Consider the following 23,772-nt stretch of genomic DNA (forward strand, 5'->3'; position numbering starts at 1 on the left):
GGCTGATTGTGGTTTTTGAGTTGTCGTTGTGAGAGACAATAACTCTACTACATCGGCCCTCTCTCCTCATCCTCTTATTTTGGCTAAGGTATTGAAACAAGAATCAATTCACCAAGTTTTTGAGCATTGCTACTTGCAGTTTTCGTATTCTTAACAGCATCAGCTATGAGCAAAAACTTTAGTTGTAAAAAACGTTCTTTGTGAGTAACGCCTATTGAACTGCTAACTAATTCGGCTTCTAGGGTACGAGGTAACGTAATTTTCTCATAATATTTATCCTGTTCATCCCAATAGCCACACACTTTATAATCACACTGGTCAAGATGTTCTTGAACAAGAAGATTAGCATCTAAACTTTGTAATATTTCAGTTAAATCTTGCCAAACTTGATGATTTTTTAATTCGATCCTTGTCATAGTTATGTGAGTTTAATGTTCTGTTACCAAACTAGGGAAGTGCAATATAGCATTTTCTAGTCTGGTGAGGTGCAGTAACAACAATGAGTAAACCAAATTTTTAAAATTAACGTGCGCCTCCGTTGGAGACTCACGTTAGTTAAAGCAATAAATCACACAAGATAGGAAAGAATTTCAATCCTCTTGTGTCTGATTGCGTTCCTGCTCTTCTGCTTCCAGAATCGCTAATAAAAGAGCTTCTTCCTGAATTTCAAACTCTTCTTCAGAAAGTTCTCCCATATCAAAAGCAAGTTGGAGTGTAAGAAGCTGCTTGCTGAGATTTTCTTTATCATCAATTTCAGTATTGGCCTGTTCTAAAATTTTTTCCCCAAGCCACGTTACCCCCATTAATGGGCCAGTAATCGGTAATAGTAAGAAGCGCAAAACCATATTAATTTACACTTGTGTAGATTTGTTAAAACTGTCTCACAAGACCGTAATCTTGCTGATGACATTATATAAAACATTACTTAGTCTTATGTTGATGCCAAAATGTGATGGATTTGAGTTCAGTTGAGGCTTATTGACATCTGTATTTTATATTTCCGATGTGCAAAAAGTTACTTTTACATAAGATTATTACTGACGAGGTACTTAGAGCTTGACAACAGTATTAAATGCATCTCCCCAACGATTTGTCAATACCCCTGCTGTTCAACGCATCGCTCAACGTGCTTTGCGCTATCTACAATCAGGTTTTTCAATACATTTGCGTGGTGCGGCTGGAGTCGGAAAAACCACTCTGGCAATGCATCTAGCTGATTTACTCAACCAGCCGATCATCCTCTTATTTGGAGATGATGAGTTTAAAACCTCAGACTTGATTGGTAATCAATTAGGTTATACCCGCAAAAAGGTTGTTGATAACTTCATCCACAGCGTTATCAAAGTTGAGGATGAACTTCGACAACACTGGGTTGATGCCCGATTAACTCTAGCTTGTAAAGAAGGATTTACGCTGGTTTACGACGAATTCAATCGATCGCACCCAGAGGTAAATAATGTTTTACTCTCCGTACTTGAGGAGAGGTTGTTGGTATTACCAACAAACCAACATCGAGCCGAGTATATCCGGGTTCATCCTAAGTTTCGGGCAATTTTAACATCAAATCCTCAAGAGTATTGTGGAGTTCATGCAACTCAGGATGCTTTGATGGATCGTGTTATTACCATCGATATGCCTACACCTGATGAACTGAGTCAGCAGGAAATTGTGGTTCATAAAACAGGTATAGATTCTGAGAAAGCAGAAGTAATTGTTCGCTTAGTACGGACGTTTTGGAGTCGATCTGGCTCTGGGATGGGCGGTGGATTGCGTTCCTGTCTGATGATTGCCAAAATCTGCCACGAACACGAAATTTCCATCAATTTCGGAGATTCTTACTTCCAAGATATTTGTGCCGATATCCTGCTTTCTCGCACAAATCAACCTCTGATAGAAGCAACTCGGCTACTGGAAGAGGTTTTAAGTGAATCGTATCGTAGTATAAATACTCAATCTCAGCCGTCAGAGATAATACCAAACAACCAAAATCAGATTGTATTGGAACAACGAGTACCTTACGAGCATGAAGTCTACAGCTACCTGTGTAATTCTCCAGGAAGGCGTTTCTCTGAATTGGCAGTAGAACTAGGGATCGATCGCAGTCAAATTGTGGCTGCACTCAAGTCTCTCAGGGAGCAGGGAGTATTAGTCCAAATGCAGGGCAATGCCGAGTCGCCGAACGTATTACAAACAGTTGCTTTTGATTCTGGTCATTTAATAAACAAATGAGTACTAATACTAATCGGGGAGCTATCACCACATCAACTCAAGGTTCTACCTTGGCAGATATTCTAGAACGGGTTCTCGATAAAGGCATTGTTATCGCAGGAGATATTTCTATTTCCGTAGGCTCCACAGAACTGCTCAACATCCGAATTCGTTTGTTGATTTCTTCTGTTGATAAAGCCAAAGAGATTGGAATTAACTGGTGGGAGAGCGACCCCTATCTTAATAGTCAAACTCGCACCTTATTAGCAACTAATCAACAACTTCAAGAGCGTCTTGCCAGTCTAGAAACAGAACTGCGATCGCTCAAAGTACTTAATCCTATTAATAATCAGAATGCAGGCGATTAGCAAATCAAAAGGTTCCGATTCAGGTTTAGCGCCGTTGTTACTGACGGTTGTTGAGCTGCTACGCCAACTCATGGAAGCTCAGGTGATTCGGCGAATGGATGCTGGCAACCTCAGCGACTCTGAGTTAGATCGAGCTGCCGAAAGTCTGCAAAAGCTTGAACAGCAGGTTGTTCAGCTTTGCGAAATATTTGATATTGACCCAGCCGATCTAAATATTAACTTGGGTGAAATGGGAAATTTACTTCCCCAATCTGGAGGATACTACCCCGGTGAAACCTCTAGTCAACCCTCTATTCTAGAACTCCTCGATCGCCTATTAAATACGGGTGTTGTGGTTGAAGGTGACTTGGACTTAGGACTGGCTCAGTTAAGCTTAGTTCATGCCAAGTTAAGATTAGTACTCACTTCTAAACCCCTGTAACTTTTTATTCTTTTTGGTGAGACATTCTTATGAGTTATGGCTTTTACATTTATGGAATTTTGACCTTACCTGCTCCCCAAAATTTAAATTTAGAGGGCATAGATCGGCAACCTGTACAAATTAAAATTTTGGATGGTTTTGCAGTCATCTACTCTGAAGCACAGCAAGAGCGTTATTTGGCAAGCCGTCGTAACCTGCTAAGTCATGAGAAAGTCCTTGAGGACATCATGGAAGCGGGCGATCGCAATTTATTACCCATGCAATTTGGACTTTTGATTTCCAGCTGGGAAACGGTTGCAGAGCAATTAATTCGTCCTCATCAAGAAGAATTGACGCAATTGCTTGCGAAGTTATCGGGTTGCCGAGAAGTTAGTGTCAAAGTTTTTTGGGATACTGAGGCAGAAATTCAGGGATTGTTAGCAGAACATCCAAATCTCAAAACTCAAAGGGATAAGCTAGTGGGTCAACCCTTGAGTATGGAGCAAGCGATCCAAATAGGGCAAACCATCGAACGGGGAATGAGCGATCGCAAGCAAGACATCATTGATGTATTTCAAGGCACGCTCAACTCCATTGCTGTCGATATGGTGGAAAATCCTCCCCAAGTGGAGACAATGATTTACAATGCAGCCTACCTAATTCCTTGGGAAGCAGAATCACAATTTAGCGAATATGTTGAAGCGCTAGATCGTCAATTTGAAGAGCGTTTGCGAATTCGCTACAACAATTTCACTGCCCCTTTTAACTTTGCTCGTCTTCGATTATTGATTTCCAAATGAATTAATTTTTTTTACTGTTAAACAGCAATAAAAATTGAAAATAAAAAATTATTTTTCTTTTATTTAAGTAAAATCAATGAACGACATATTTAAAGGATTTGAACAGCTATTAGAAATTGCCAAAGCTTTAGAAGAAAAAGTAGAGAAAGGCGAGTTAAAAACTTCTATTGAAATTCGCTCTCATAATCTTAGTAGTATTCCCCGGCAAGGCAATATTCCGAGAAAAAGTAATTCCAACCGAGTCAGATCCAATTCCACCGATGCAGCTACACCAATGGATGATGCTGATGTCACCACCCCATCAGCTAACAAGAACTCAAAAGCTTCTTGGCAAGGTGTCGGCGGCTTGGGTGATGTTCTCAAGGAAATTAGAGAGTTAGTTGAAATTCCCCTTAAACGTCCAGATTTATTAGCCAAATTAGGGTTAGAGCCTCCGCGTGGGGTTTTGCTAGTTGGCCCGCCCGGTACGGGAAAAACTTTAACAGCCCGTGTTTTGGCAGAAGAGTTAGAGTTAAACTACATTGCCATCAATGGCCCAGAGGTGATGAGCAAGTATTATGGGGAAGCGGAAGCTCGTTTACGAAGTATTTTTGAGAAAGCAACTCGTTCTGCTCCCTGCCTAATATTTATTGATGAAATTGATAGCCTTGCCCCAGATCGCAGCCAAGTGGAAGGTGAAGTTGAAAAAAGACTAGTGGCGCAGTTGCTTGGGTTAATGGATGGGTTTGCTAAAACCGAGGGCGTACTCGTATTAGCGGCAACAAATCGTCCCGATTATCTCGATCCAGCGCTGCGTCGTCCGGGACGCTTCGATCGCGAAGTTCAGTTTCGGGTTCCCGATCGCGATGGACGATTAGAAATACTGACGATTTTGACAAGTGCTATGCCCTTGGATACTTCGGTTAATTTAGGAGCGATCGCTGATTTAGCCGTCGGTTTTGTCGGTGCTGATATCAAAGCTCTTTGTCAAAAAGCAGCCTACATTGCCCTTCGTCGTCAAGTTCCCTCGCTCAACAGTCCCATTCCTGAGAATATGACTGTTATGCAGCAGGATTTTCTTGAAGCAATTAAGGAGATAAAACCCTCAGTTCTCAGGTCTGTAGCAATTGAAACACCGAGTGTAAGTTGGGATGACATTGGTGGTTTGGATGATGTTAAACAAAAACTTCAAGAATCTGTAGAGGGCGCACTCCTTTATCCCGAACTATACGAGCAAACCAAAGCCAAGCCTCCCCGTGGAATTCTGTTGTGGGGGCCGCCGGGAACGGGAAAAACCTTACTTGCAAAAGCGATCGCTTCTCAGGCTAGAGCCAACTTTATTGCTGTGAATGGCCCGGAATTACTCAGCCGGTGGGTAGGAGCCGCAGAACAAGCAGTTAGAGAACTCTTTCGCAAAGCTCGGCAAGCAGCGCCTTGCGTTGTGTTTATAGATGAAATTGATACCTTAGCACCAACACGGGGACGATTCACTGGTGATTCTGGAGTTAGCGATCGCGTTGTCGGTCAACTGCTCACCGAACTGGATGGGTTGCATGAATGCCCTAAAGTACTGTTAGTAGGAGCAACTAATCGTCCAGAAGCGATCGATCCTGCCTTGCTCAGAGCCGGAAGATTAGACTTACAAATCAAAATCGATCTACCAGATCCAGCCAGCCGATTAGCGATTTTACGAGTTCACAATCTAGATCGTCCCCTGGCTGATGTCGATTTAGAAACCTGGGCGACAGCTACCGAGGGTTGGAATGGCGCAGACTTGGCTTTGTTGAGCAATCAAGCTGCTTTAAGCGCAATTCGTCGATACCGCGCCCAAGGATTGAGCGACTCCAGCCTGATTCAGATTACAAATGATGATTTCCAAGCTACATACCAAATGCTTGCTAATCAGCGCCAATCTCAATAGTGGTTCATCGTATTATGAGGAATTATAATACGATAAAGTTCAGTATTTATACAGACTTAATTAATAACCCAAGTTTATGTCAATATACGCCTATGCTCTTTTAGTACCGACTGCATCCGGGCTTATTCTGCCTTTAGGGATGGAAAAAAATACCGAACTCGTTTACTCTTCTGGTTTAGCTGCGATCGTAGAGTCGGAAATCTCACTGGAGGGAATACAAGCAACGGATGAGCGTTTACTTCAAGCTGTATTAATCCACGATCGCGTGGTTCGAGAACTTTTTCAACAAACTCCCCTTCTTCCCCTACGCTTTGGGAACGGTTTTAGCTCTGTAGAAAAACTGCTGAATCATTTAGAAAAGCACCAAGAGCAATATCTAGAAGCCCTAACTCAGCTAGCAGACAAAGTTGAGTACAGTTTAAAATTGACACCCAGTTATTTACTTGACGATTCTGACACTATTGATGCTAAGGGGAAAGCCTATTTATTAGCTAAAAAACAACGGTATCAAGCACAGCAAGCATTTGAAGCACAACAATGCGAACAGTGGGAACTCTTGAACCAGTTAATTCTCAAAACATATACAAATGTTATCTGTGAAACTCGACAGCCAGATGTGCGGCAAATCCACTTTTTGGCACAACGTAACGATTCAACGCTCAGTACGCAGGAGCTTTCCCTCTGGCAGGTACAATGCTCACACTGGGAATTGGCACTGAGCGAACCTCTACCGCCTTATCATTTTCTTAAAAATACTCTCATGTAAATTCATGAAAATAATATTTAAATTCTTCCAAGAAACAATAAGGACGATCTGATTTTTTATTTAACTTTAAAAAACATTGTTAACTTTTCAGGTTTTTTTTATTTTTTGCTATTTCTCTGATATTTTTGGGAATCCTAAATTTAGGAAGAATAAAACACATTGTGTAAGTTTTACCTATTGCTCAATGAGAGCAAGATGAAACCAATAATCAGAGTTGTGAGAGTAAAATAAAATGGCTGTTGAAAAAGTTAATTCATCTTCTAGTCTAGCTGAAGTTATTGACCGGATTTTGGACAAAGGAATTGTAATTGATGCTTGGGTACGTGTTTCTTTAGTTGGGATTGAACTGCTATCAATCGAAGCTCGGATTGTAATTGCTTCAGTTGAAACTTACTTAAGATATGCCGAGGCAGTTGGTTTAACATCTCAGGCTGCTGTTCCATCTGCTGCTTAATAGCACATTATAAAAAGGGAGTCTTCATGGCTCCCATTTAATGTTTCTAGTTAACAAAATAGGAGATTTCATCTGATGGCTCTCAAGAATTTGTGGGAACAAGAGCGATCGCAGCGATTGCAAATAACTGCTGAACGCCGTCAACAAGTTAACCAGTGGAAACAGCTAACTCAACAAGAATTTCAGATGCAAGCAGATTTGCTTCATCAAGAGTTGAGCAGTTTTGTTACCAGCCTTCACAACAATAGAAACTTACAACAGCAGCAATTTCAGCAAGAGATTGTAGAGCGGCAATTGGAAATATTGCAAATAAAAACAGATGTCTCGCAACGCCAGCAAGAATACCGCCAACAGAGGGCAGCAAAAGCTCAGGCATTATTCCAAGATTTGCAAAATTTTCGGGCAACCTTACATAACAGTGTTTGGGGCAATTACAGTCATGAACAAGCAGTTTACCTGACTCCTGCTCAAGAAGAGAAATTAGTTGCTACAGTTCAAAAATGGTCAATCTCCCGTTCTGTAATTAAAGCCACTGGTTTTCGTCCTTCTGCTAATACCATCACTAAGAAAGTGTCTGCCTCGAATGCAGATACTCTTAAATCTAAAGTGCAGCAATATATTCAGCAAGCTGAAGGAGCTACTCTGATAGAAATTGAAGAGGTGATAGGCTTAAGCCGGGTGCAAACGATAGATATCCTGCGCTCCTTGATCAAGCAAGGGGTACTAGAACAACGCGATCGCCAATACTTTATTCGGCAACAAGCAATTTCTTGACACATAGTACACAATCGATAAGCATTAAAGCTGGTCTATGCTTTGTAGTATTCAACATTTCCATCTTTTTAGGGACTTCCAAATAAAAAAATATTCCAAAACTGACACAAAAATCCCTTTAATCTCTCCTCTCTCTGTGTTCTCTGCGTCTCTGCGGTTCGTTTTCTGGGATAATTTATTCCTTGGAAATCCCTTAAGGTCTGTATTGCAACTACATCTATATCAGCAATTTGCTCAGTAAATGTAACATGGCAAAAGTAATATAGTTAACCTATTAATAATTAGAAAAAGAGCTTAAATCTTTGTTCAAGCTTCCGAATTTTAACTTTAAAAATGCCCAGATTGGAAAGGTATATAACAAGCTGGGTTAGCTCAATCGAGGTTTTGAACTGTGCTATTGGCGATCGCACGATGAGGTTAATAAGCTGGATTGTTTAAGGACTTCTAATGTAAATGCAAAACTCAAGATATATAAGGAGGTGCGATCCATTGTGAATCAATTGATCGAGCAACTTCAAACTAAATTATTCACAGGCAGGCTGAATCTTGAAGCAAGGGATGGGCCGACTTGGACGCTATATTTTCGTTTAGGACGATTAATTTGGCAAGCTGGCGGTTCTAATGCTAATGAGCGATGGCGACGACACTTGTCGCAGTACTGTTCTAATGTGGATGTGACACACTTGGAGCGGCTTGTCTCTCCCCAGGAAAATTATCGCGAGTATTTCATTCTTACTAAGTTGCGAGAACAAAAATTAATCGAACAACAACAACTTGTTAGCCTGATTACAAGCTCAATAGCTGAAGTCCTGTTTGATATAATCCAGTACATTGAAGCCAAAAGAAATGGCGACAATCCAGCAGGTCAGTTGTCACATACTACCGTTGTTGGTGAAGTTCCTGGGTTTCTCCTAGCTGTAATACCAACTGAGGAAGTCTTGAAAAAGGCTACACAAGCTTGGCAACAATGGCGAGATGCAGGACTGGCTAGTTACTCGCCTAATTTATTTCCTGTCATTCAACAAGTTGAGCTACTGCAAGGACAAGCATCCTCTAAACAGATTATTTCTCTAGTTGATGGAACAAAAACTTTACGAGGTCTAGGGCAAAAAATCGGTCGGGATGCCTCAGTTTTGACCCGGTTATTGATGCCATCGGTAAAAGCAGGAGCGATCGCTTTTTCACCCATCCCCAGCCCCAGGAAAGTTGAGATTAGTAAAGAAACTGGCAACCCATCCAGTACAGTTAATAATTCTAATTCTTCACTAAAGACAGAAGAGAACACTTTTATACAAGTTGGGCCCAATTTTAACAAAGTTGCTCCCCCAGCGACTAGCAAAGAAATTATCAGTCCGCCCAGTGCAGTTAATAATTCCAATTCTTCACTAAAGACAGAAGAGAACACTTTTATACAAGTTGGGCCTCCAGCAGCTAACAAAGTAATTATTGATGTCTCAAGACCTTTAGTAGCCTGTGTGGATGATAGTCCAACGATCTGTCGTAGTTTGGAGGAAATTATGACCCATCAGGGTTATCGTTTTATTGGCATTCAAGACTCCTTGACGGCAATTTTAAAGCTAATTAAAAGCAAGCCCGACTTCATTTTTTTGGATCTTTTGATGCCAAAAGTAAATGGCTATGAAATTTGTTCTCAAATCCGAAAAACTCCAAGTCTTAAAAATGTGCCGGTTGTCATCTTAACGGGGAAAGATGGAATAGTAGATCGGATGCGAGCAAAATTAGTAGGGGCAACTGAATTTTTAGGTAAACCCGTAGAACCAGACAAAGTAATCAATGTGCTTCACAAGTATTTAAAGGTTTAGGTTGAAGCGACATTCATGACAGTGGCTCCCCTACACCCATTTTCAAAACATATTTTGGATGTTAATTCATTTGTCGCAATCATTTTTCAAGTTCTGAATTAAATAGCTAGGAAATAAAAATGAAAAAAGTTCTTTTAGTTGAAGATAGCCTCACAGAATCCGAAAAGATGACACGTTACCTGGAGCAAGGAGGATATTCAGTTTATGAAGTTCGCAGTGGTGAAGAGGCTCAACTCAGGTTAAAACAACAAAAACCTGACTTGATCTTACTCGATTTGATTTTGCCCGGACAAAGTGGATTTGAGTTCTGCCGCAAGTTGAAAGCCGATCCTATAACAAAAGCAATCCCGGTAGTGATTTGCTCAACTAAAAACACAGATGTTGATAAAACTTGGGGAACGATGAGTGGTGCCGATGCCTATTTAGTCAAACCTGTAGATGAAAATACCTTGCTCCAGACTGTTAATAAATTTATTCGCTAAAGGAAACTGGGGCAATGGTACAGGTCAACGATAGCTTTTCTTCGCTACCCATTAATAGCCAATTTCGACTTGAAAGCTCTGCCCAAGGAAACAACCAGAGGTTTTTAAGATTTCCGTTGAATGCAAAGGTGAATGGGTTACTCCCACTAGGTGATTTGCGGGGAGTAATTCACGTTGCACTCACAGAGATTTTACCAGTACCACAGGTAGCAGAATTCTTGTTAGGCATCATGAATTGGCGGGGAGAAGCTATCTGGATTATTGATTTAGCAAATTTACTGGGAGCAACACACTGGTGTCGGCGGGAAAATGTACGCAACTCTGGCATGGCGATGCTGGTTCAAGTCCAGAATCAAACTGTCGGGCTGTTGGTGGAGCAAGTCAACACCATTGAAGTTTATGACCCTCAAGAGCGATTAGCGATTTCGGCATCGATGTTGCCCGGCCGACTAAGCTCGTTCTTGCAGGGTTACTTTGTAGATTCTCAAGGTAGCCCTTTGATGTTACTTGACACCCATGTTGTGATTCAAGCCCTTCAGTCTCTTTAAAAAAGTTTAGTTATTAACTCCGACAATCTTAATAGCAAGAAAGATTATGGTAATGCAACACAATCTTACACCCAGCCAACCACACTCAACTTCCAGCAACGGTTCTAAGGATACCAGTAATGGGCATACTGTTGGTTTACCTACACAACAGCAAGTCATTTCCACTCTAGAAGAATTGCGAACTGAATTGGATCAAGCTGATTGGGTAGAAACAGGGCCATTGCGAGACAGAATCCGCAAGTTAAAAGAACTGGTAAATGTATTGTCATATCAGGATGGAGGAGATGGATTAGAGGTAGAGCAAGTACAAGCGATCGCTAGCAAAATCCGCCAATTTTCCGATCTAGATAGCTTGCTGGCGACTGTTGTCGTGGAGGTACAAAGCGCCCTACAAGCCGATCGCGTGGTGCTGTATGAGTTTACGAATCCGACGCTGGGGATAGTTGTTGCGGAGGCGATGAGGGATGGCTTTACCCCAATGCTGAAGGAAAAACTGCCCGCCGTCACTTTTGGCTTAGGTTCTGCTAAGGCTTATCAACAAGAAAAATTAGTCGCGATCGCAGATACTTATACTGCAAACTTGTCTCCTTACCAAAAGCAACTCATGGAGCGGTTTCAGGTTAGAGCTTGTGTGAGTTTGCCAATCTTAGCAAAAGATGGGGTTTGGGGTTTATTGGTAGTGCAGCAATGCACTGCTGCTCGGCAGTGGCAAAATGCTGAAATTCGGTTACTAAAACTGATCGAGCAGGAATTAGAAGTGCAACTGCAAGTTGCCGTGATTCAGGCTAAGTTGCAACAAGAAGTAGAAAAAGACCAAATTCTGGTCGGTGTAGGGAATAAAATTCTCCAGTCTAAAGATTTGGATACCATCTTTCGCATTGCCACCCAAGAAGTGCGACAGTCACTAAAATGCGATCGCGTGGCAGTTTATCGTTTCCAGCCAAATTGGACTGGGGAATTTATCGCTGAATCCGTTGGATCTGAGTGGGTTTCTCTATTAGAAGAACAGCGAAACAATCCAGCAATTGTCAATAACGTTAACTCTTGTAGTGTTAGGAACCTTGCAGACGAAGGGGGATTGGTTGGGACAACAGGGCGATCGCCCAGTGCAGATAGCTACATTCAGCACACCCAAGGCAAAAATTTCCATCGCGGACAGATTTATCGAGTCAGTAATGATATCTACAGCGCTGGTTTTTCTGACTGCTATATCAAAGTTTTAGAAACCTATCAAGCCAAAGCATACATTATTGTTGCCATCTTCCTGGGAGAGCAGTTGTGGGGCTTGCTCGCTGCTTATCAAAATTCTCAGCCTCGTCAGTGGAAAGATAGTGAAGTTCGACTGATGGTGCAGGTTGCATCTCTGTCTAGTATTGCGATTCAACAGGTGCAATATCAGCAACAACTTCATAAACGCTCTGAGGAGTCAGCTAAACTTGTTGACCGAGAACGTACTGTTTTCGGCATCATTGAAAAGATTGGGCAAGCAATGGATCTTCGGACTCTTTTCCGCACTGCAACCCAAGAGTTGCGGCGATTTTTAAAATGCGATCGCGTTGTCATTTATCAAATTTATCCAGATTGGAGTGGAGAAGTTATTGCTGAATCTGTGGCTGCTGGTTGGCCGTCACTGTTGGATATGCAGGAAGAAGATGGCATTTTAAAAACAAGTCTGCTATCTACAGATCGTTGCAATATTAAGGACTATGGCTCTCCTGCTAAACCTGATGCCGATACCTATCTGAAGGAAACCCAGGGTGGAGTGTACACCAAAGGAACGCGCTTTCGTAAAGTCAACGATATTTATGCTGCTGGTTTTTCACCCTGCTATTTAGAATCATTAGAGAAGTTCCAAGCCAAAGCATACATTAATGTTCCCATCTTCCGCGCTGGTAATCTCTGGAGTTTGTTAGTAGCCTATCAGAATTCTGATGTTCGGAAATGGACTGATGAAGAGATCGGTGCTTTGTTGCAGATTGGCGAACCGTTGAGCATTGCCCTCCAGCAAGCTGAGTATGTCGAACAGCTGCGGAAAAAAAATCTAGAAATGACACAAGTAGCTGAAATAGAAAACGCACTGGCCCGAATGGCGGAGAGAATGCGTCAATCCCAACAGCTAGAAACCATCTACCGCACTACTTTGGCAGAATTGCGGCAGTTGTTTAAATGCGATCGCCTAGCAATATATCGCTTCAACGCTGACTGGAGTGGTGAATTTATCGGTGAATCTGTAGGAAGTGACTGGATACCTCTGGTTGGCCCCGATATCAAAACCGTATGGAAAGACGAACACCTACAGCAAACCGAAGGAGGGCGCTATCGCAACAATGAAACCTTGGCCGTCAATGACATCTATACTGTTGGTTATGCCCAGTGTCATATCGACCTACTAGAGCAATTCCAGGTTAAAGCTTACACCATCGCTCCCATTTTTGCTGGAAACAAACTTTGGGGTTTGTTAGGAGCTTACCAAAATAGCAGCCCGCGCCAGTGGAATTCCGAAGAGGTGCGATTACTGACCAAATTGGGCATTCAGTTGGGGTTAAGTGTACAGCAAGTTGAGTACATTGAACAGCTGAAGATGAAGAATTTAGAGTTGGCGCGGGCAGCAGAAGAGGAACAGGTGCTGACAGGGATGGTGGACAAAATCCGTCAAGCCCAGGATACAGACACAATTTTCCGAAATGTACTGCCAAATTTACGCGAACAACTACAGTGCGATCGCCTAGCAGTATTTCGCTTTCATCCCGACTGGAGTGTGGAGTTTGTTGCCGAATCCGTAAAAGATCAATGGCTGTCTTTAGCTGGTTCCGACATCAAAACGATTTGGATGGACGACCATTTACAAGAAACTCAGGGCGGACGCTATCGCCATCATGAAACCTTTGTTGTCGATGATATTTCCACTGCCGGTCACGTTCAGTGCTACGTAGAGATATTAGAAAAAATCCAGGCTAAAGCTTACGCGATCTCTCCGATCTTTACTGGAAGCAAACTCTGGGGCTTTTTAGGAGCATACCAAAATACTGGCCCTCGCCAATGGAAAGCCAAGGATGTACAAATGTTGCGAAAACTATCCGTGCAAATGGGTATAGGTTTGCAGCAGATTGAGTATATCGAACAGCTGAAGAAGAAGAATGCAGAATTAGCGCGAACCGCAGAAGGGGAACGAGCATTAACACGGCTGTCAGAAAAAATCCGCCAAGTTCAAGAGCTAGATACAATTTTCCGCAATGCCCTACCAGAATTGCGATCGCACTTGGAATGCGATCGGCTAGCAGTGTATCGCTTTAATCCAGATTGGGGTGGGGAGTTTGTTGCCGAATCTGTAAGTCGGGAATGGGTGGCTTTGGTTGGCCCCGATATCAGGACTGTATGGGAAGACGAACACCTCCAACAAACCCAAGGTGGACGCTATCGCAACAACGAGACCTTTGTGATTAATGATATTTACACTGCCGGTCATGCCCAGTGCCACCTGAAAATTCTAGAGCAATTCCAGATGAGAGCCTATATCATCACCCCGATTATTGCCGGCAACAAGCTCTGGGGTTTGTTAGGAGCTTACCAAAATAGCGGCCCGCGGCACTGGCAAGATAATGAAATCAACTTGGTAACGAAAATCGGCACGCAGTTTGGGGTTGCAGTCCAGCAATCGCAATACTTACAACAAACTCTAAGCAAGAATGAGGAATTAATCAAACTGGCAGAACGGGAAGTAGCAAACGCCCGATTTTCCTATCGCTTGCCCAGTCGGTTAACAGAGATGGCCCAAAGTAATGGTAATGTTCTGGAATTTGTTCAGTTTGCCACCCACGAACTTCGTCAGCTACTCAAAGTAGATCGAGTTGGAGTTTACCGTTTTGAGCCTGATTGGTCTGGAGAATTTGTAGTTGAGTCTGTGACTGGGGATTGGCCTAAGTTGGTGGGAACTAGCCTTGCCAAAGTTAGAGATACCTATCTTCAGTACAACAAAGGAGGGCGTTATGTCCGTAAAGAAAGTTTGCGGGTTGACAATATATATATTGTTGGTCATGACGAATGTCACATCCAATTGTTAGAACTGTGGGGAACTAAAGCCTACATGATTGCTCCGATTTTTCAAGAAGATCGGCTCTGGGGGTTGATGGGAGTTTATCAAAATAGCGCACCGCGCCAGTGGGAGCAATCGGAGGAAGATGTTCTCAACCAAGCCAGCGTCCAGATTGGTATTGCCCTGAATCTTGCAGACTACCTAACACAGGTGCGTACTCAAGAGCAGCAACTAGCAGAAGCAGCAGAGCGCGAACGCACCGCCCGGGAAAAACTCCAACAAGGAGCAATGCGCGTTCTCATAGCTTTGGAACCATCCTTCAGTGGCGATCTCACTGTTCGAGCGCCCCTATCTGAAGATGAAATTGGGACGATCGCCGATGGTTACAACACTACGATCCAAAGTTTGCGAGATTTAGTCCGACAAGTGCAGATTGCTGCTGGCAGGGTGAGTGAAACTTCTAGCAACAGCACCACCTCAGTAGTAAAACTATCCGACCAAGCTCAACAGCAGGGAGAACGCCTCGAACGCGCTCTGGAACAATTACAAATGATGGTAGCTTCCACCCAGATAGTCGCTGCTGATGCCCAAAGAGTAGGGCAAGCGGTTCAAGAAGCTAATAGAACCGTCCAAGCTGGCGATTCTCTGATGGAAAAAACCGTAGAGGGCATTTTGGAGATTCGGGAAACCGTGTCTGAAACAGCGAAGAAGATTAAACGCCTAGGTGAAGCTTCTCAGAAAATCTCGAAAGTAGTGAGTTTGATTGAAAACTTTGCCACTCAAACTAACTTGCTGGCACTCAATGCTGCGATCGAGGCTACCCGTGCCGGAGAATATGGCAAAGGCTTTGCGGTGGTTGCAGATGAAGTTCGTTCCCTGGCTTATCAGTCAGCTAGTGCTACCACAGAAATTGAGCGACTCGTGCAAGAAATTCAAAGTGGAACCAACGAAGTTACCGAAGCAATGGAAATAGGGATTACCCAAGTTGTTCAAGGCTCGAAATTGATCGATGAGACTCGTCATTCCCTCAGTGCGATTGTGGCAGCCACCAACGACATTGGTGGACTGGTACAAGGAATTACTCAAACAGTTTCCACTCAAAGTCAGCAATCTCAGATATTGACAGAAGCGATGATGGATGTTTCGGCGATCGCCCGCAAGACTTCAGAAAGTGCCATGCACATTTCCGAGTCTTTTGAGGAACTACTGATGACTTCACAACAACTGGAAACCAGCGTTAGCCAGTTCAAAGTTGACTAATCTCCCCAAACTTTTATGAACCCCGATCCCAGTAATCAAGAGCAGGCTTTTCTTGCGGAAGCGGCAGAGTTGTTGCAAACCATTGAGCAGAATCTGATCGGTCTACTTGATGAAAAAACAATCGAAAAAGTTCATGCCTTGATGCGAAGCGCCCATACTATCAAAGGGAGTGCTGCCAGTGTTGGGCAAGAAACTATTCAGACAATTGCCCATCATTTAGAAGATGTATTCCAGGCGTTATATGCTCCAGAACTGGAAATCGATCCAGAATTGGGTGCTTTGCTTCTAGATGCTTATGAGTGCTTACGAACTCCATTGAGTGCAGCCTTGATGGGCTTAACCTGCAATGAGGCAGAAATACTTGATAAAACTGCCTCAATCTTCGCCCAACTCCAACATAAACTAGGCGACTTTTTTGGTCGTGAGGCTCCGCTTCCCAGTTCGGAAGAACTTGGCTTTGATGTGGTAGAGTCAATCTTTTCTGGGAGTGTACTCCAGGATTTGCAACAGTTAGAAGCTGACATCCAAAGCCAAGATCCGCAACAAATTCAAACAACACTCAACTCTCAAGCCGAATTTTTTGTTGAATTAGCAGCATCTTATGGCTTATCTGGATTGGAAGAAATTGCCCAAGCGGCCCTAAACGCGCTCAAAGCACATCCAGACAAAGTATTGCAAATCGCTCAGGTAGCTTTAGAAAATTTTAAAGCAGCTCAAGCAGCAGTACTTGAAGGCGATCGCACTCAAGGGGGAGAGATATCTCCACAATTGCGAGAATGGGCAGGAATAACCATTTCTGTCCAAGAACCGCAAGAGCAGCCAGTTGCGATCGCTGTCCAACCAACACAAACGACTACAACTGAGAATAAGCCATCCCCCCTCCTCAGTGCCAGCGAAGCGGAATCAATTTGGTCGTTTTTCCCGAAGCGGACTGATAACTCCGTAGCGAAAGCACCGGAGGTACTGGCACCTATTTCTCAGGATGCGGTAGTAGTCCCCTCTGCCATAGATCGGATTTTACGGTCAATCTGGATCGGAGATCCACAGACATCCTGCCGATACTCAGACTCAGATCGGCCAGCCTCTCCACCACCAGCGCCAAGCCTCCAGGCTCAGTCATCGGCATCACTTCCTAGTATCCGAGTAGCGATAGAACAGCTTGATCGCCTCAGCCATACAATTGGGGAATTGCTAATCAACGAAAACCAACAAAACCTGCAATCTAACCACATTCAAAAAGCAGCCCAAGACACTCTAGTACAGTTTTTTTACTGTCAACAACAACTTAGTAAAGTTTCTACTTGGTCGGATCGACATCTGCTGCTTCCCGAACGCAAGCAGCGACATATACATGGATCTCCACGAGTTATCTCTGCTACCGAGGCACAATCCAATTTTGATGCCTTAGAAATGGATAACTATAGCGAGTTGCACATTCTCCTGCAAAATCTTACAGAAGACATGGTGCAATTAGGAGAACGGATTGAGGCTGTTAATGGCTTAGTGCAGCAATCTCGCTTTAGTCTTGGAAAGCGCAAGCAACTGCTTTCAGGAGCGCAGGCAGATTTGCTGCAAGCCAGAATGGTTCAACTAGGAACAGTGTTGAATCGATTTCCCCGCCTCCTGCAACAGATGGTAGCAACTTATCATAAGCCTGTTGAACTCAAGCTTGGTGGTACGAAAGTGCTAGTGGATAAAGCTATTTCTGAGCAGTTGTACGATCCCTTGCTGCACATGATTCGCAATGCCTTCGATCACGGCATCGAACCGGTAGAAACCCGGCAGCAGCAGGGTAAACCAGAAACTGGAACAATTACAATTCAAGCCTATCATCAAGGCAACCGCACTACTATTGAAGTCCGGGATGATGGTCGAGGCTTTAGCTGGGAATGCATTCGCCAGCGAGCTATAGAAAAACACCTGCTGACTCCCGAACAAGCCGCCTATGCTTCGGAAGACCAACTAGCAGAGTTATTATTTGAACCAGGCTTTTCTACCGCCAAGCAGGTTGGTGAGTTATCTGGCCGTGGTATAGGCTTAGATGTCGTTCGCACTCAATTAAAAGCTTTACAAGGTTCGATTGTGGTGCGATCGCTTTCAGGACAGGGAACCACCTTCATCCTGCAATTGCCTCTGAGCTTGACAACAGCACGTTTGCTCGTTTGTCAATCTCAAGGCATTACTTATGCCTTGCTGTCTGAAGGAATTAGCCAGGTTTTATTACCGCAGCCAGAGCAGATTCAAGTCCAGCAATCTTTAAACGGACAAGGCATCCAAAAATTCTGGCAGTGGGGAGAAGGGCAAAGTCAGCAACTAGTTCTCATTCGCCCACTTGCCAATTTGGTGGATTACAAATATCCTTTATTCACCCAAGACCACAATTTAAGCCTAAGTCCTTTTCCAGTCAAACAACGGAACACCATTGAACCTCTACTGCTATTGCAAACAGAGCATCAATATCTGTGTTTGCAAGTCGATCAGATTTTAGTCGAGCAGGAATTAGTAATTAAATCCCTTGGCAGCATCCTGACTTTACCTAGTTACATCCAAGGCTACAGTGTGTTGGGAAATGGTAGCCTTACCTTAACCATTGACCCGTTGGAGTTAGTTCGTAAAACCTGGGAGACAGATATGATGCCGACTTCCTCGGCATCAAGTCTTGCAACTAAACTATTGCCCGCGCCTGAGCCTTTTCTTGCTCTAGAGGTGCAGCAATCCAAGCTAACTATAACGCAACCGCAGCAACAGCCAATGGAAGTCAATACAGCCGTTGCTCAACCTAGCCGAGCGGCGGTGTTAGTGGTAGAAGATTCGGTTGTACAAAGGCAAAGTTTGGTGCAGACGCTCCAGAAAGCCGGTTATCAAGTGTTGCAAGCAGGCGATGGTCGAGAGGCGATCGCGCAAATGATTCAACACAGAGATGTTGATTTAGTGATTTGTGACATTGAAATGCCGAGGATGAATGGATTTGAGTTTTTAGAACACCATCGCCAAGACGAGCGTTTGTCGGGGATTCCTGTAGTGATGCTGACTACTCGTAGCGGACAGAAGCACCGCCAATTAGCTTTAGCTCTAGGGGCGAAAGCTTACCTGACCAAACCCTATTCAGAACAGAATTTCCTCGCCACGATCGCTGAACTGGTTCATAGCCCTTAGCCCCACCCGTAACTTTGCTATGCTTAACACTCCCTTTCCGTTTAAGCGATTATCTGGCGCTGTGAGCGATCGCGACTCACTACGAATCGTTGTTTTTGCGATCGCGGACTATTTATTTGCTCTGCCAGTTGGTGCAGTTCTCAAGGTGATTGCTTGTCCTCCTATTATTAGCAGTACGGTTGAAAGTGGTATCGGGATGGTTGATTTGGGAGCGCAAACGATCGCGATCGTGGATTTACGCCAGAAGTTCATTTCGCAAGTACAAGCCCAACAGCCGCACCAAGTTCTCTCTGCGGTTGACACTTCAGGGCGCTTCTTACTTCTCACCCAAACGCGGACTGGAGAAATTTGTGGGATTCCTGTGGACAAGCCCCCTGCTTTAATTGATATTCCTTTGGAAACTGTGCGTCCGGTGCCGTGGTCTTATCGGCAAGTGGCGGAATTAAACTTTATTAGCCACATGGCTGTCTTGTCTGTAGCACCAAACGAGGAACCACTCAAAGTACTTCTTCTAGGCATGAGCCAGATATTGGCTGATAGGTTGGGGTTGCCCGGAACAACCCAGCCATTGGCTCCTGGGTTGGTATCATGCGAACAACGGCAAAGATTTGTGCGCTTTTCCTTGGGGAATCAAGGAAGTGGATTATTACCATTCCACTCAGTACTGGACATTATTCATCTCGCTAGCCAAGAAATTTCCCCAGCCCCGGCCTTACCAAGTTGGATTTTAGGTTTCTATAATTGGCAAGGACAGATGCTGCGGCTGGTTGACTTAGAACATTTGCTTGGTTATGTGCCGCTTCTGAAACAGCAGCCACGACCAGAAAAGCCGATGGTTCTAGTTCTTGAACTGCAAAATCAGGTAGTCGGATTTTTGGTCGCTCATGTCTACGATGTAGAGTGGCAGGATTTACCGCAAGCACAATCAGCACCAACCGACTTTTCCCCAAACAAACTGCTAAATTTTGTTCGAGGTATTCTGCCAGGCGATCGCTGGATTTTAGACACCAGAGCCATCGCCCAGACTTTGCAGTGGCAAACCCACTGATTTAACTTGATGCTGCCAAGGAGTTTTCTGTGACGATCGCAACTTTAGATCCTAATTCTGAAACCCAGCCTGTTGAAAATGAAATCCAAATAGAAGAAATTTTGGCTAATGTGGCTCTAATCAAAGCAGTCTTTCAATCTGCTAAGGGGCCAAAGGTCGCTCAATTGCAGCAGAAAGTGAGTCAAATTGAAGCTTTTATCCAAGCTTTGGCTCAGGATTCGCCCAGTGACAATGATGAAAATGTTCAAAGGGCTTTTCAAATCCAGCGAGAACAACTTGCGGCCATCGAGCGGCTTATGCAGCAGACAAAAGGTCAAACTGCACTTTTGGAGGTTACAGTCACCGCCCTTCGAGATGTTCTCAACGCCGATCGCGTTTTGATTTATCGTTTTGAGGAAGATAATCGTAGTCGAGCGATCGCTGAAGCTACACAAGCGGGTTTGACATCCCTACTCAACCAATCCCTACCGATAAATTTGTTTGTTACTAAACCCGATGTTGGCGACGGACAACACTTACAGGACAACCTAACTCAAGTATTAGAATTGACTCCCCGCCAACAGCAATTTTGGCAACGCTTTCAGGTGCAAGCTAGCCTGTGTTTACCCTTGATTGTCAAACAACAGCTTTGGGGTTTTTTAGTTATTCATCATTGCCTTGCACCCCGACAATGGCAGGAAGCAGAGCGCAGTTTGCTGCAACAAGTAGGAATGATGTTGACAATTAACTTGCAGTGGGCTGAAATAGTAGCTCCACCTGTTCAACAGCTTGAATCTTTCGATCGCTCCCAGTTACTAGTGCCATTGCAGCAGGTGAGCCAAGCTGTACAAGAAGGAGCAAGAATCGCCGAGCTTGCCAACGAGCATTTAATGTGTATTCAAGATACTGTTGCTGTTACTAATAAACAGCTGCAATACCTTGGTGAATTTTGCCAGCAAGCTTCTGGCTTTGTTCGTCTTGTGGAAGGCTTGAGTACCAAAATTCAAGTTTTGTCTCTGAATACAGCCATCGAAGCCACAAAAGCTAGCGAGCAGGAACAAGGTTTGCTAGCTGCTGCCGAACAGGTGGAAATTCTCGCCCGTCAAGCCCGCGAAAGCACGCTAAATATAGAGGAATGGTTTCAAGAACTCCAAGTGGCGGCAGCAGATGTTGCTTCTACTATCGAACCGTGCGATCGCCAAATCAGTGCGGGGTTGGAGTCAATCGTGCAAATCCAGGAGCAATTTAGAGCGATCGCCGACATCGCTGCTTGTACCCTCAAACCAATGTCGAAGCCATAGAATTGTCACAAACCCCATAGAAACTGAGAGTTGTTCATGAGTACCGATTTTGTCCCCCAACCGCAGAACGACGATCGCTTCCTAGAAGAAGCGATCGATCTGTTACTGTTCTTGGAGCAGGAGTTGCCTAACTATACAAAAGACAGTAACCCTGGTACAGCTTTGGCTCTCATGGAAGCTGCTCGCTCTTTGCATTCCATTGCCATAGCAGCCGAGTTAGATGCCATTGCCATAGTTGCGGCTGCATTATGGGAGATTTTTCAGCTTTTGCATCAGTATCGGGCAACTATCAATGCCTCAATCGCCTCCCTGTTATCGGAAGGATTGGATTGTCTACAGATGCTGTTGATGGCATTTTTAACAGCCTCGCAAATTGACGAAGTAGAAATTCTGGAACGGATGTCTGCCATTGTTGCTCATCTACAAGCAGAGTTTGGCGATCGCCAACAAAGCGCTATCCCCCAGCAAACAAACCTTGATACATCGATAGAGCAACCGCAGGAACATCAACCAGTTATCCAGTTTAGCGATCGCTTGACCAACGTAGAATCTTCTGCGATTCTATCAGAGCAAGTTATCAAGGAAAACCTGGACGAGGAACTAATAGCTGAAACTAGCCCCGCCGAGTCTAGCAGCCTTTGTCACGTAGATGTCGAGCAACTTCCCGCCAAGGTAGAGGAACTAGCAAACCTTAAGGAGTATGAGGAAGGAGATTCTCATGCTTGGTTGGGAGATTTTTCCCAGCCTACTGAAGCACCTCTAGTTAAATCTTTTCCTCATCACCATCCCCTCTCTTTGCAAGAATCCATTCCTACCATTGTTGCATCAAGTATTCCCGCCGCCACACCCATCAATATTAAGCATCTCGAACAACTAAACGCGCTGATTGCAACATTATTAACTACCTATAATCAACAAGCATATCAGGAAGAACAACAGCAACATACCATCGGGCAGTTGCTCCGACAAGTTAAACGATTACAACACCTGCTGGATAATCTACAGGAATGGTCAGGACGTTTAGCAGCAATTTCAGATACCCTTTCTCCTTTAGCTGCTTCTCGCTCTCAGCAATTATACAGTACTCTTCAATCTGTTTTGGCTGAAGCGTCTCAAGTGTCATCAACTGTTCATTCCCTTAATCACAATCATCATCAGATTAAACAAGAACTTATACAGCAGGAAAAGCTGCTTAACAGTTCTGCCAATTTAGTCAAAACAGTTACAACTATTCCTTTAAAAGTAGCCTTAGAACCATTGCATCGGCTTTGGTCTCAGTTACAAGCTCTACAAGATAAATCTGCTACACTACATTTACAAATTAGCGATATCCAAGTCGATCGGGGATTTAGCGATCGCCTCCGCGCCCTTCTATTACATATAAGTTGCTATTTGCTAGAGCAAAGTATTGAATCTTGCCAAACACGTCAACATCTTGGTAAAAATAGCATCGGTATTATTGAAATTAAAGTTTACCAGCAGGGAAACCAACTGATTATTGATGGCTGTGATGATGGTGCAGGACTTAACTTATCTCAAATTTATCAACAAGCTTTAGCCCAAGGACTCGCCCTGACAAAACCAGGGGATATCTTACAAGAACTGGTAATTGAACCAGAGGTTTCATCTGTTTTATGCGATCGTGCTGCCTTAGAGTTAGGAGTAGAATTAACTGAAGTTTGCAAGCAATTAACAGCTATTCAGGGAAGAATAGTATTGAAGTCTAAAGCTGGACATGGTACAGCCTTCTCGCTCCAAATTCCCCTGGATCAAAAAATCGATCGACTTATCGTCTGTCAAGCTAACTCCAAAGTCTATGCATTTATTGCCGATTCTGTAGAACAAATCTATCTATCCCAGTCCGAACAAATTATCCAAACTCAAGCGGGACGCATGTTATTTTTGCAGTCTTCCGGCAAATCCAGTAGCTTCCTTGGTTGCGCTGATGAGGATCTAACAACAGAAATGCTCGTCCCTATCTACTTATTGACTGATGTCCTTATTTTTCCTAACCACCTTCCTACCCCAGTTAACACTTACACTACAGATACACTAAATGCTTTCAAGCAGGATAAGCCGTTATTAGTATTTCGTTACTTAGACAAACGATGTGCTTTAGAAGTAGATTGCATCATCGGCAAGCAATCCGCTGCGATCCATCCTCTGGGGGAAGCAGTTCCAGTTGCTGCTTATATCCAAGGAACTAGCGTTCTTGCCAATGGGCAACTTAGCCTGGTTTTGGATGGTCGCCTTTTCACAAAATCTCTAACTTGAACCTAATCCCTGCGATCGCTCTTTTTGATGCTTTCTCTTTGAATCTGATGGAGGCGATTCATCACCTGAAACCAAGCACACAGGCGATCGCATTTTCATCTCAGCTAACAAATAATAACCAAAATCTGTATACAGCACTTCCGGCAGCTATGAGGTACACCTTAAAACTGAAAACCTTGACAGAATAGGGGAAAGGAG

19 protein-coding genes are annotated in these 23,772 nt (G+C 43.8%); 17 read left to right on the plus strand and 2 right to left on the minus strand.

The features are described 5' to 3' along the window. Window positions 1–83: 83 nt before the first annotated feature. A complete protein-coding gene (locus V7K55_RS26130; RefSeq protein WP_334836057.1) occupies window positions 84–416 on the minus strand; it encodes a hypothetical protein in 333 nt (110 codons plus the stop codon). 174 nt (window positions 417–590) lie between these two features. After that, on the minus strand, window positions 591–845 hold the full coding sequence (locus V7K55_RS26135) for a gas vesicle protein GvpG (RefSeq protein WP_334836059.1): 255 nt from the start codon (window positions 843–845) through the stop codon (window positions 591–593). A gap of 211 nt (window positions 846–1,056) precedes the next feature. Between V7K55_RS26135 and gvpN the strand changes: the two genes are divergently transcribed. The 17 genes from gvpN (at window position 1,057) to V7K55_RS26220 (ending at window position 23,762) form a co-directional block, all read left to right on the plus strand. After that, entirely contained in the window at window positions 1,057–2,229 is a 1,173-nt protein-coding gene (gene gvpN, locus V7K55_RS26140) for a gas vesicle protein GvpN (RefSeq protein WP_334836061.1), read from the plus strand. Beyond that, entirely contained in the window at window positions 2,226–2,576 is a 351-nt protein-coding gene (locus tag V7K55_RS26145; protein ID WP_334836063.1) for a gas vesicle protein, read from the plus strand. Before gvpN ends, V7K55_RS26145 begins: the two co-directional genes overlap by 4 nt. Beyond that, on the plus strand, window positions 2,563–2,997 hold the full coding sequence (locus V7K55_RS26150) for a gas vesicle protein K (RefSeq protein ID WP_334836065.1): 435 nt from the start codon (window positions 2,563–2,565) through the stop codon (window positions 2,995–2,997). The genes V7K55_RS26145 and V7K55_RS26150 overlap by 14 nt, the downstream gene beginning before the upstream one ends. Before the next feature lie 29 nt (window positions 2,998–3,026). Continuing rightward, window positions 3,027–3,776: a GvpL/GvpF family gas vesicle protein gene (locus V7K55_RS26155; protein ID WP_334836066.1), complete on the plus strand. Its 750-nt coding sequence runs from the start codon at window positions 3,027–3,029 to the stop codon at window positions 3,774–3,776. A gap of 76 nt (window positions 3,777–3,852) precedes the next feature. Next, window positions 3,853–5,676: an AAA family ATPase gene (locus tag V7K55_RS26160; RefSeq protein WP_334836068.1), complete on the plus strand. Its 1,824-nt coding sequence runs from the start codon at window positions 3,853–3,855 to the stop codon at window positions 5,674–5,676. 76 nt (window positions 5,677–5,752) lie between these two features. Continuing rightward, complete coding sequence (locus V7K55_RS26165; protein WP_334836070.1) at window positions 5,753–6,442, plus strand: GvpL/GvpF family gas vesicle protein; 690 nt, start codon at window positions 5,753–5,755, stop codon at window positions 6,440–6,442. A 232-nt stretch (window positions 6,443–6,674) separates the two neighbouring features. Next, window positions 6,675–6,896, plus strand: coding sequence for a gas vesicle structural protein GvpA (gene gvpA / locus V7K55_RS26170; RefSeq protein WP_012408764.1), 222 nt, complete (start codon window positions 6,675–6,677; stop codon window positions 6,894–6,896). A gap of 75 nt (window positions 6,897–6,971) precedes the next feature. Further along, window positions 6,972–7,670 (plus strand): gas vesicle protein GvpC, encoded by a 699-nt coding sequence (locus V7K55_RS26175; RefSeq protein WP_334836072.1) that lies wholly within the window; start codon window positions 6,972–6,974, stop codon window positions 7,668–7,670. Window positions 7,671–8,161: 491 nt separating this feature from the next. After that, window positions 8,162–9,493: a response regulator gene (locus V7K55_RS26180; RefSeq protein ID WP_334836074.1), complete on the plus strand. Its 1,332-nt coding sequence runs from the start codon at window positions 8,162–8,164 to the stop codon at window positions 9,491–9,493. Between the two features lie 119 nt (window positions 9,494–9,612). Next, entirely contained in the window at window positions 9,613–9,975 is a 363-nt protein-coding gene (locus V7K55_RS26185; RefSeq protein ID WP_334836076.1) for a response regulator transcription factor, read from the plus strand. Window positions 9,976–9,989: 14 nt separating this feature from the next. Next, window positions 9,990–10,523 (plus strand): chemotaxis protein CheW, encoded by a 534-nt coding sequence (locus V7K55_RS26190; RefSeq protein ID WP_334836078.1) that lies wholly within the window; start codon window positions 9,990–9,992, stop codon window positions 10,521–10,523. 46 nt (window positions 10,524–10,569) lie between these two features. Then, on the plus strand, window positions 10,570–15,816 hold the full coding sequence (locus V7K55_RS26195; protein ID WP_334836080.1) for a GAF domain-containing protein: 5,247 nt from the start codon (window positions 10,570–10,572) through the stop codon (window positions 15,814–15,816). 15 nt (window positions 15,817–15,831) lie between these two features. Next, complete coding sequence (locus tag V7K55_RS26200; RefSeq protein WP_334836082.1) at window positions 15,832–18,972, plus strand: hybrid sensor histidine kinase/response regulator; 3,141 nt, start codon at window positions 15,832–15,834, stop codon at window positions 18,970–18,972. A 19-nt stretch (window positions 18,973–18,991) separates the two neighbouring features. Then, on the plus strand, window positions 18,992–20,020 hold the full coding sequence (locus tag V7K55_RS26205; protein ID WP_334836084.1) for a chemotaxis protein CheW: 1,029 nt from the start codon (window positions 18,992–18,994) through the stop codon (window positions 20,018–20,020). Window positions 20,021–20,049: 29 nt separating this feature from the next. Next, on the plus strand, window positions 20,050–21,300 hold the full coding sequence (locus tag V7K55_RS26210; protein WP_334836086.1) for a GAF domain-containing protein: 1,251 nt from the start codon (window positions 20,050–20,052) through the stop codon (window positions 21,298–21,300). Window positions 21,301–21,336: 36 nt separating this feature from the next. Continuing rightward, window positions 21,337–23,574, plus strand: a complete 2,238-nt coding sequence (locus tag V7K55_RS26215; RefSeq protein WP_334836088.1) for a hypothetical protein — start codon at window positions 21,337–21,339, stop codon at window positions 23,572–23,574. Continuing rightward, complete coding sequence (locus V7K55_RS26220) at window positions 23,571–23,762, plus strand: hypothetical protein (protein WP_334836090.1); 192 nt, start codon at window positions 23,571–23,573, stop codon at window positions 23,760–23,762. The genes V7K55_RS26215 and V7K55_RS26220 overlap by 4 nt, the downstream gene beginning before the upstream one ends. Window positions 23,763–23,772: the final 10 nt, after the last annotated feature.

This window comes from Nostoc sp. (assembly GCF_036919895.1).
Lineage (GTDB): Bacteria > Cyanobacteriota > Cyanobacteriia > Cyanobacteriales > Nostocaceae > Nostoc.